Raw genomic sequence first — 8,603 nt, 5'->3', positions numbered from 1 at the left:
ACGTGCCCGGGCGCAAGACGGACGTCAACGACGCGATGTGGATTGCCGATCTGCTCGCGCACGGCTTCGTGCCGCCGCAGGCGATCCAGCAGTTGCGCGACCTCACGCGCACGCGCAAGCAACTCGTGCGGGAGGTCTCCCAGCACTCGCTGCGTATCCAGAAGGTGCGCCGAGTTGCGCGAGGCGCTGCGGCGCATCACCGGCCACCATCGCACGACGCTGCGGCTGCACCCGCAGGTGATCGATGACTTGCAGCACACGTTGGCCGAACTGGATGCGGCCGTGGGAAAAGCGCTGGCGCCGATCCGGCAGCGCGTCCGCCTGCTCGCGACGATGCCGGGGGTCAGCGACCTGACGGCCAGTGTCGTGGTGGCGGAGATCGGCGTGGACATGTCGCGCTTCCCCAGTGCCGGCCATCTGRTCTYGTGGGCCGGACTGTGTCCGCGCAGCGACGAGAKCGCCGGCAAGCGYCGCTCCGCGAGAGCGGCACCTGGATCAARACCGCCCTGGTGACCGCCGCCTGGGCTGCKGTGCGCGTCRAGACYAGCTACCTGCGAGCGCAGTTCCTGCGCATCAAGGCACGCCGYGGYGCCAAGARGGCCATCCTCGCCGTGGCCGCYTCCATGCTCACAGCCGCGTACCACATGCTGCGTGATGGCACCGAGTACAACGACCTGGGCAGCGACCACTTCGACCGCCGGGATCGAGCCAAGACCATCCGCCGCCTAATCAAGCGGCTTCAGATCTCGGCTGCGATGTTCCTATGCTGGGACATACGACTTGGCGCTTCTTACTGTAGTAGCTCAGTAGGGGTTGCGGATGCCGAGGCCGGCGAGGATCTCGATCTCGCGGGCTTCCATCGCCTCGGCGTCTTCGTCGCCGGTCTCGTGGTCCCAGCCCTGCGCATGCAGCGTGCCGTGCACCAGCAGGTGGGCATAGTGCGCGGCCAGCGTCTTGCGCTGTTCCTTCGCCTCCCGGGCGACGACCGGCGCGCACAGCACCAGGTCGGCCATCACGACCGGGGACTGCGCGTAGTCGAAGGTCAGCACGTTGGTCGCGTAGTCCTTGCCGCGGAACTCGCGGTTGAGCTGCTGGCCCTCGTCGGCATCGACGATGCGCACGGTGATCTCGCCATCGGCAGCGAGCGCATGGCGGATCCAGCGCGCGACGCTGTGCCGCGGCAATGCGGCGCGATGGCGCTCGACGCCCTTGAAGCGGGCGAACTGCAAGGACAGCGACAGATCTGAAAGTGTCATGTGTCAGTGCGCTGCGGTTCGCTTGCGGGCGTTGTCGTAGGCATCGACGATGCGCGCCACCAGCGGATGGCGCACCACGTCGGCGCTCGTGAAGCGCGTGATGGCGATGCCGTTGACGCGCTTGAGCACGCGCTCGGCGTCGATCAGGCCGCTGGGCTGGGTCTTCGGCAAATCGATCTGGCTGACGTCGCCGGTCACCACGGCCTTGGCGCCGAAACCGATGCGGGTCAGGAACATCTTCATCTGCTCGATCGTCGTGTTCTGCGCTTCGTCGAGGATCACGAAGGCGTTGTTCAGGGTGCGGCCGCGCATGAAGGCCAACGGCGCGATCTCGAGCGCATTGCGTTCGAAGGCCTTCTGCACGCGATCGAAGCCCATCAGGTCGTAGAGCGCGTCGTACAGCGGGCGCAGGTAGGGATCGACCTTCTGCGTCAGGTCGCCGGGCAGGAAGCCGAGCCGCTCGCCGGCCTCGACCGCGGGCCGGGTCAGCACGATCCGCTGCACCGCGCTGCGCTCGAGCGCGTCGACCGCGCAGGCCACCGCCAGGTAGGTCTTGCCGGTGCCCGCCGGGCCGATGCCCAACGTGATGTCGTGGTTGGCGATGTTGTCCAGGTAGACGCTCTGGTTGGGCGTGCGCGCCCGCAGGTCGGTGCGCCGCGTGGCCAGCATGATGGCGCCGTCTTCGGCCTCGGCCATCGAGCCGTCGCTGGCCAGGGTCAGCTGGACCACCGCCGGATCGATCACGCGCTGGGCGATCTCGTAGAGCGCCTGCAGCACTTCCATGGCACGCTCGGCCTTGACCTTGGGCCCGTCGATCTTGAATTGCTCGTGGCGGTGCGCGATCTTGACGTCGAGCGCTTCCTCGATGCGCCGCAGGTTCGCGTCGAGCGGGCCGCAGAGGTGGCCCAGCCGCGTGTTGTTGGGCGGGGCGAAGGTGTGTCGCAGAATCACGCGGATTTCATTTTCATAAAAGCGAGAAGGGCACCCATGATAGGCAAACTCACCGGCATCCTGGCCGAACGCAACCCGCCGCAGGTGGTGGTGGACTGCAACGGGGTGGGCTACGAAGTCGATGTGCCGATGAGCACCTTCTACAACTTGCCGGCGGCCGGCGAGCGGGTTTCGCTGCTGACGCACTTCGTGGTGCGCGAGGACGCGCAGGTTCTCTACGGCTTCGCCACCGCGCAGGAACGTGCGGCATTCCGCATGCTGATCAAGATATCGGGCATCGGTCCGCGCATGGCGCTGGGCGTGCTGAGCGGCCTGAGCGTGGGCGAACTCGCGCAGGCGATCACGCTGCAGGAGGCCGGCCGGCTGGTCAAGATCCCGGGCATCGGCAAGAAGACCGCCGAGCGGCTGCTGCTCGAGCTCAAGGGCAAGCTGGGCGCCGACATCGCGGTGCCCGCCCACGCCGCCACCGATGCGCAGGCCGACATCCTGCAGGCGCTGATCGCGCTGGGCTACAGCGACAAAGAGGCCGCCGCTTCGCTCAAGTCACTGCCGAAGGACGTGGCGGTGGGCGAGGGGATCAAGTTGGCGCTGCGGGCGCTGGCGAAGTAGGCGCCGCGCTCAGCGCGAGTCCTGCAGCGCGAGGGCCAGCGCGAAGACCACGGTCTGCAGCACCACCACGATGCCATGGCGCTGCATGGCCAGCCTTGCCGCCATGACGCGATTGGCCAGCGGGCGCGGGCCGTCGCTGGCGCGCCGCAGCCCGAGCGTGTCGAGCGTGCCGTCGAGCACCGGCAACGAGGCGATCGCGCCCTGCGCGAGGCCGTCGAACACGGCCGTGTCGAGCCGCAGACGCATCGCGAGGTAGCGCTCGGGCAGCCCGGCCAGCGCGATCGCCGCGAACGCGGCCCAGGACGCCGCGGGCAGCGAGCGGCCGGTCAATGCCAGCACCAGGCCCGCGATCAACGCCAGCGCCAGGCCCCAGACCGCGATCACGCCGCTGGCGCGCAGCAGGCCGGCGGTGGCGGCGCAGAGCGCGCGGTCGTTGTCGTTCATGGGCGGATCGGTCTCCATTCGCTCGCGCATTCTGCCGCAGCGGGGCGGCGAACAAGCTCTAAACTGCGTCCTCTTCCGATCCGCCCCATGACCATCCAGACCGACGACTTCGCCCCGGCCCCGCAACGCGTGGTGTCGGCCGCACCCGCTTCGCCCAACGAGGAGGCGATCGAGCGCGCGCTGCGGCCCAAGCTGCTCGACGAGTACGTCGGCCAGGCCAAGGTGCGAGAGCAGTTGGAGATCTTCATCGGCGCGGCGCGGCACCGTGCCGAGGCGCTCGACCACGTGCTGCTGTTCGGCCCGCCGGGCCTGGGCAAGACCACGCTGTCGCACATCATCGCGGCCGAGCTCGGCGTCAACCTGCGCCAGACCTCCGGCCCGGTGCTCGAGAAGCCGAAGGACCTGGCGGCGCTCTTGACCAACCTCGAGCGCAACGACGTGCTCTTTATCGACGAGATCCATCGCCTGTCGCCGGTGGTCGAGGAGATCCTCTACCCGGCGCTGGAGGACTACCAGATCGACATCATGATCGGCGAGGGCCCGGCCGCGCGCAGCATCAAGCTCGACCTACAGCCGTTCACGCTGGTCGGCGCCACCACGCGCGCCGGCATGCTGACCAATCCGCTGCGCGACCGCTTCGGCATCGTTGCCCGACTCGAGTTCTATACCGCTGAGGAACTGGCGCGCATCGTGCGGCGCAGCGCCGGCCTGCTCGGCGTGCCGATGGACGACGAAGGCGGGCTCGAGATCGCACGCCGCTCGCGCGGCACGCCGCGCATCGCCAACCGGCTGCTGCGCCGGGTGCGCGACTATGCGCAGGTCAAGAGCGACGGCCGGATCACCATCGAGGTCGCGCACAAGGCGCTGGCGATGCTCGACGTCGATCCCCAGGGCTTCGACCTGATGGACCGAAAACTGCTCGAGGCCGTGATCCATCGCTTCGACGGCGGCCCGGTCGGGCTCGACAACATCGCGGCCAGCATCGGCGAGGAGTCGGGCACCATCGAGGACGTGATCGAGCCCTACCTGATCCAGCAGGGCTACCTGCAGCGCACGCCGCGCGGCCGCATCGCGACGCTGGCGGCGTACCGGCACCTCGGGGTGGCGCCGCCGCAGCGGGATGGGGACATGTTCGGGAGCTGAGCCGCGCTGCCTCAGCGCGCACGCACCTTCGCCGCGATCAGCCCCTGCGCCGCGTAGTAGGTGGCGAGCACCCATAGCGAGGCCACCGGCAGCGGCTGGACGAAGCGGTTGGTCGCCAACAGGGCGTCGCTGAGCATGAAGAGGCAGGCGCCGAGCGCGACCTGCCGGGCCGCCGCGTCGCCGAGCACCGCCGCGCGGCCGAGCGCCTGGGCCGCCATGCAGGCGATCACCACGATATAGACCCCGACCGGGATCCGCAGGCCGGCGGGCAGACCGCCCCACCACAAGAATCCATACATCAGGACGCCGACCGCCAGCGTGGCGGCCAGCGCGCGGCGGCGCGGGAACAGGCTCACGCCGTCGGCGAAAAGCGCGATGTAGGTCAGGTGCGCGAGCAGGAAGGCCACCAGGCCGGGAACGAAGAGCTTCGGCCACATCAGGAGCACGTCGCCGGCCAGCGATGCCGCCAGGCCGGCGAGCAGCAGCAGGGCGAAGCGGCCCGGCATGGCGTCGGCGCGCGCACGCATCGATGCGAAGACGATCAGGATCGCGAGCGCCAGCGGCTTGGCGACGAGATGCAGGCCGGAGAGTCCGAGCGCGCCGCTCGCGGTCGCCAGCGCGGCGGCATTGACGAACAGCACGCCGATCACCGGCAGCCGGCCCTGCAGCACTGCGCCCGTAGCCCAGAGCCCTGCGGTCAGCGCGCTGAGCCAGACCAGCGAGGGGCCCAAGGCGAGCGTGTCCGAAAACCACAGGAAGGCGGTGGCTCCGACCAGCAGGGCGATGAACTGCAGCGCCGCGAAGGCTTGCACGCGGCCCGAGGCCGGCGGCTCGTAGCGCTGCACCTGGCGGATGTCGAAGGCCGGCTTTGGATCGCTGGCCGCCAGGTCAGCCGGCTGCCAGCCCGGCGGCTTGAACCAGAGCCGCAGCTTGTCGCTCCAGCGCCGGGTGCGCCAGCTGTCGCGCACCAGCGACGCATAGACCTCGGCGTTGGCCCACACCGGGTCCCAACTCTGCAGCGGGCTGCGGGTGCCGTAGACGCAGTGCTCGTCCTCTTCCTTGAAGGTGCCGAACAGGCGGTCCCAGACGATCAGTACGCCGCCGTAGTTGCGGTCGATGTAGCGGTCGTTGACCGCGTGGTGCACCCGGTGGTTGGAGGGCGAGCAGAACCAGCGGTCGAACCAGCCGAGCTTGCCGACCTGCTCGGTGTGGACCCAGAACTGATAGAGCAGGTCGACCAGGGCGACCACGCCGAAGACCAGTGGTGGCACGCCGGCGATGGCCATCGGCAGGTAGAAGATCCAGCCGAACAGCACGCCGCTGGAGGTCTGGCGCAGCGCGGTCGAGAGGTTGTAGTGCTGGCTCTGGTGGTGCACCACGTGCGCCGCCCACAGCACCGCGCTCTCGTGGCCGAAGCGGTGCAGCCAGTAGTAGCAGAAGTCGTAGCAGACCAGCGCCAGCAGCCAGCCGTACCAGCGGGTCCAGAAGTCGGTGTCGGGGAACAGCGCGAAGGCCGACCAGATGGCGGTGTAGATGCCGATGCGCAGCAGGCCGGTGAGAGCGGCGCTGATCTGGCTCAGCATGCCCAGTCCGATGCTGTTGAGCGTGTCGGGCAGGCGGTAGGTGTCCTGGCCGCTGCCGCGTTGCGCGCGCCGCCGGCCAACCAGGAACTCGAGGCCGATGAGCAGGAAGAAGACGGGGGTCGCGAGGACGATGATCTGGCCGGGGCGCATGGCGGGATTCTCGGCCGGGCGAAGGTCGAAACACCCCCAGGCTTCCCCTGTCACCGGGGCGTCACGAGGGTGCCGCAGGCACGTCATGCAGGGCTGCGATCGTGCCCGTCCATGCACCGCGACGACGCCTTTTTCGCGCATGGCGCGACTCGACCGGTGCGGTCGATGACGATGTCACCCGGCCGCTCCAGGTCTACCGCCCACTCTGGATCTCCGATCTGCACCTGGGCACGCCCGGCTGCCAGGCGCGGGCGCTGCTCGACATCCTGAAGCACACCGAATGCGAGACGCTGTGATCGGCGACATCATCGACGGCTGGCAACTGCGTCGCCACTGGTACTGGCCGCAGGCCGCACAACGACGTGATCCACAAGCTGCTGCGCAAGGCGCGCAAGGGCACGCGCGTGATCTTCATCCCGGGCAAACCACGATGAGTTCGCGCGCAAGTACCTGCAGCACAACTTTGGCGGCATCCATGTTGCGGAGGAGTGGATCCACGAGACGCCGACGGCCGCAAGCTGTGGGTCATGCACGGCGACCTGTTCGACGGCGTGATCCAGTGCGCCAAGTGGCTGGCCCGATTCGGCGACTTCGAGAGCGCGGTGGCGTCTGGTATTCACGCCCGACATCGCGCGCTACACGCAGCTGGCCGACTTCTTCATCGACAAGCCGGGCCCAGGCAGCTTGAGCGAGGCGGTGCAGATGCAGTTGCCGGTGAACGTGGTGCGCAGCCGCTGGACGCTGCCGCAGGAGCGCTACAACTCCCAGTGGGTGAGGGAGCAGGGCGTCGGTCTGGTGTGCGGCAGCTTTGCCGGGGTGACGCAGGCTGTCAATAAAGAAAGCCTGCTATCTGTTTGATAGCAGGCCTTCTTTGTGTATGGTGGCTCTTCACGGACTCGAACCGCGGACCTGTGGATTATGATTCCATCGCTCTAACCGACTGAGCTAAAGAGCCGAGCCCAGGATTATATCCTTTTTGGTGCCGACCTCTGCCGCCGCTTCCGAAAATCTGCCGATGCCTTCGCCCGCTGCGAATCCCGATCGCCTCGACGTCCCGCTGGACGACCAGCTGATGCTGGCCTACGCCGCCGGCGACACCCACGCTTTCGACGCGCTCTACGAGCGGCACGAAAGCGTGTTGTACCGCCTCGTCCGCCGCCTGCTCGGCATGCGGCTGGCGGCCGAGGTGGACGAGGTGTTCATGGCGACCTGGATGCGCATCGCTTCGGCGCGCGACGGCTTCTCGCCGCAGCGTGGCAGTTGGCAAACCTGGGCGTTCACGATCGCCCATGGCCTGGCGATGGACCGGCTCGCCATCAGCGGTCGGCAGGTCGCCTTCTATGCGCACGACGAGGATGGCGACGGCCTCGAAGCCGCACAGCTCTTCAGCCGCGGCCTGCTGCGCGATGGCGCTGCTGCCGGCCGCGATGGCGAGCAGCCGTCGGCGGAAGAACTGGCGTTCTGGCAGGCGGCCGGCCGGCGCATCCTGGCCTGCCTCGACGAACTGCCGGACGAGCAGCGCGCGGTCTTTCTGCTGCACCACGTGGACGGCTTCACCGACGAGGCGATGGCAGCAGCCATCGACACCGACGCCGAGACGGTCCGCAGCCGCCTGCGCGCCGGCCGGAAGAAGCTCCAGGGCTGCATGGAGCGCTATCTGTCGGTGCTGGCTCCGCGCACGAACGCGACGGCCGAGTCGGCTGACGACCCGCTGCGGCGGGCGCTCGCGCATGCGCCCGACCAGGGCGCGGCGCCCGACTGGCGGATCCGCAAGTCCATCCTGAGGAAGGCCCACGACGCCATCGGTGCCACCGACCCGGACACCGATTCGGCCGAACTGGAGCGCGCGGCGCGCCCGCGATGGCGCTGGAAGGCGGTCTTGGCCACCGCCCTCGGGGCCTTGCTGATCGGCGTGCTGTGGTGGCGCGCATCGGCGCCCGGTCCCAAGCTCGAGGCCCGGGTATCGCGGAGCGAGCCCGTGCCTGCACCACCTGCGCCGGCTGCTCCGCCGACGAAGCCAGCGGCGGCGCCAGTCCCGCGAGCGCAGTCCGCTTTCCCACCGGCTTTGTCGTCGCCTCCGCCGCCGCCGCCGCCGCTGCCACCGCCGGCGCCGCTGCCTTTCGTCATGGACGTCGTGCCGCCCGCAGCTCCCTCAGCGCCCGCAACTGCCGCAGCGCCCGTTCCACCCCCCAAGGCAGCCGCGCCGGCGGTACGCACCGACGAGACCGAACCCCCCACTTTCGTGGCGCTGTCGACCTGGACTCGACTCACGATCCAGCGGCGCGGCGGCGAGAGCCGCAGCGTGTCCCGGGCGGAGGCGCGCGAACTCAACGCGCTGCTGGGCTCCGCCGCGCTGTCGGCGGTCGGACCTCGGCCGCTCGGCGGCGCGCCCGAGTGGCGGGTGACGCTCGAACGCGGCCCCGAGTCGCTGGCGGTGTTCGAGATCGCCGGCGCGCAGGTGCGTTGG

Annotated in this window: 8 protein-coding genes, 1 tRNA gene and 2 pseudogenes; 6 read left to right on the top strand and 5 right to left on the bottom strand. The window is 69.2% G+C overall.

What is annotated here, in order from left to right; genetic code table 11:
* Positions 1–743, top strand: a pseudogene (locus AC1DY5_RS31710) (IS110 family RNA-guided transposase); the annotation flags it as partial.
* 60 nt (positions 744–803) lie between these two features.
* On the opposite strand, the gene ybeY reads toward AC1DY5_RS31710, so the two are convergent.
* Both ybeY and AC1DY5_RS31700 read right to left on the bottom strand, forming a co-directional pair.
* Positions 804–1,256 carry an rRNA maturation RNase YbeY gene (gene ybeY, locus AC1DY5_RS31705; protein WP_478117921.1) on the bottom strand — a complete coding sequence of 151 codons (453 nt, stop codon included), beginning with the start codon at positions 1,254–1,256 and terminating at the stop codon, positions 804–806.
* A 3-nt stretch (positions 1,257–1,259) separates the two neighbouring features.
* The gene (locus AC1DY5_RS31700) at positions 1,260–2,207 is read right to left on the bottom strand and encodes a PhoH family protein (protein WP_478117919.1); all 948 of its coding nucleotides are present in this window, start codon (positions 2,205–2,207) and stop codon (positions 1,260–1,262) included.
* Between the two features lie 36 nt (positions 2,208–2,243).
* Here AC1DY5_RS31700 and ruvA point away from each other — a divergent pair, with 36 nt between their 5' ends.
* On the top strand, positions 2,244–2,816 hold the full coding sequence (ruvA, locus tag AC1DY5_RS31695) for a Holliday junction branch migration protein RuvA (protein ID WP_478117917.1): 573 nt from the start codon (positions 2,244–2,246) through the stop codon (positions 2,814–2,816).
* Positions 2,817–2,825: 9 nt separating this feature from the next.
* On the opposite strand, the gene AC1DY5_RS31690 is transcribed toward ruvA, so the two are convergent.
* Positions 2,826–3,260 (bottom strand): hypothetical protein, encoded by a 435-nt coding sequence (locus AC1DY5_RS31690; protein ID WP_478117915.1) that lies wholly within the window; start codon positions 3,258–3,260, stop codon positions 2,826–2,828.
* A gap of 87 nt (positions 3,261–3,347) precedes the next feature.
* Here AC1DY5_RS31690 and ruvB point away from each other — a divergent pair, with 87 nt between their 5' ends.
* Positions 3,348–4,403, top strand: coding sequence for a Holliday junction branch migration DNA helicase RuvB (ruvB, locus tag AC1DY5_RS31685; protein WP_478117914.1), 1,056 nt, complete (start codon positions 3,348–3,350; stop codon positions 4,401–4,403).
* An 11-nt stretch (positions 4,404–4,414) separates the two neighbouring features.
* Here ruvB and AC1DY5_RS31680 read toward each other — a convergent pair whose 3' ends face one another.
* Complete coding sequence (locus tag AC1DY5_RS31680; RefSeq protein WP_478117913.1) at positions 4,415–6,136, bottom strand: lysoplasmalogenase family protein; 1,722 nt, start codon at positions 6,134–6,136, stop codon at positions 4,415–4,417.
* A 111-nt stretch (positions 6,137–6,247) separates the two neighbouring features.
* Here AC1DY5_RS31680 and AC1DY5_RS31675 point away from each other — a divergent pair.
* A pseudogene (locus AC1DY5_RS31675) lies at positions 6,248–6,726 on the top strand (UDP-2,3-diacylglucosamine diphosphatase); the annotation flags it as partial.
* A 94-nt stretch (positions 6,727–6,820) separates the two neighbouring features.
* Complete coding sequence (locus AC1DY5_RS31670) at positions 6,821–6,994, top strand: hypothetical protein (RefSeq protein WP_478117923.1); 174 nt, start codon at positions 6,821–6,823, stop codon at positions 6,992–6,994.
* A gap of 20 nt (positions 6,995–7,014) precedes the next feature.
* On the opposite strand, the gene AC1DY5_RS31665 is transcribed toward AC1DY5_RS31670, so the two are convergent.
* Positions 7,015–7,091, bottom strand: a tRNA-Met gene (locus AC1DY5_RS31665).
* Between the two features lie 60 nt (positions 7,092–7,151).
* On the opposite strand from AC1DY5_RS31665, the gene AC1DY5_RS31660 reads away from it, so the two are divergent.
* Positions 7,152–8,603 (top strand): RNA polymerase sigma factor (locus tag AC1DY5_RS31660; protein WP_478117912.1); only part of this gene is annotated, 1,452 nt, incomplete at its 3' end.

Source organism: Variovorax sp. P4_D9, from assembly GCF_056401695.1.
This window is presented reverse-complemented; position numbering and strand designations above follow the sequence as displayed.

Excerpts from the sequence above, each read along its gene's own strand:
- ruvA (WP_478117917.1), top strand. The coding sequence starts at position 2,244 with ATGATAGGCAAACTCACCGGCATCCTGGCCGAACGCAACCCGCCGCAG.
- ybeY (WP_478117921.1), bottom strand. The coding sequence starts at position 1,256 with ATGACACTTTCAGATCTGTCGCTGTCCTTGCAGTTCGCCCGCTTCAAG.
- ruvB (WP_478117914.1), top strand. The coding sequence starts at position 3,348 with ATGACCATCCAGACCGACGACTTCGCCCCGGCCCCGCAACGCGTGGTG.
- AC1DY5_RS31680 (WP_478117913.1), bottom strand. The coding sequence starts at position 6,136 with ATGCGCCCCGGCCAGATCATCGTCCTCGCGACCCCCGTCTTCTTCCTG.
- AC1DY5_RS31690 (WP_478117915.1), bottom strand. The coding sequence starts at position 3,260 with ATGAACGACAACGACCGCGCGCTCTGCGCCGCCACCGCCGGCCTGCTG.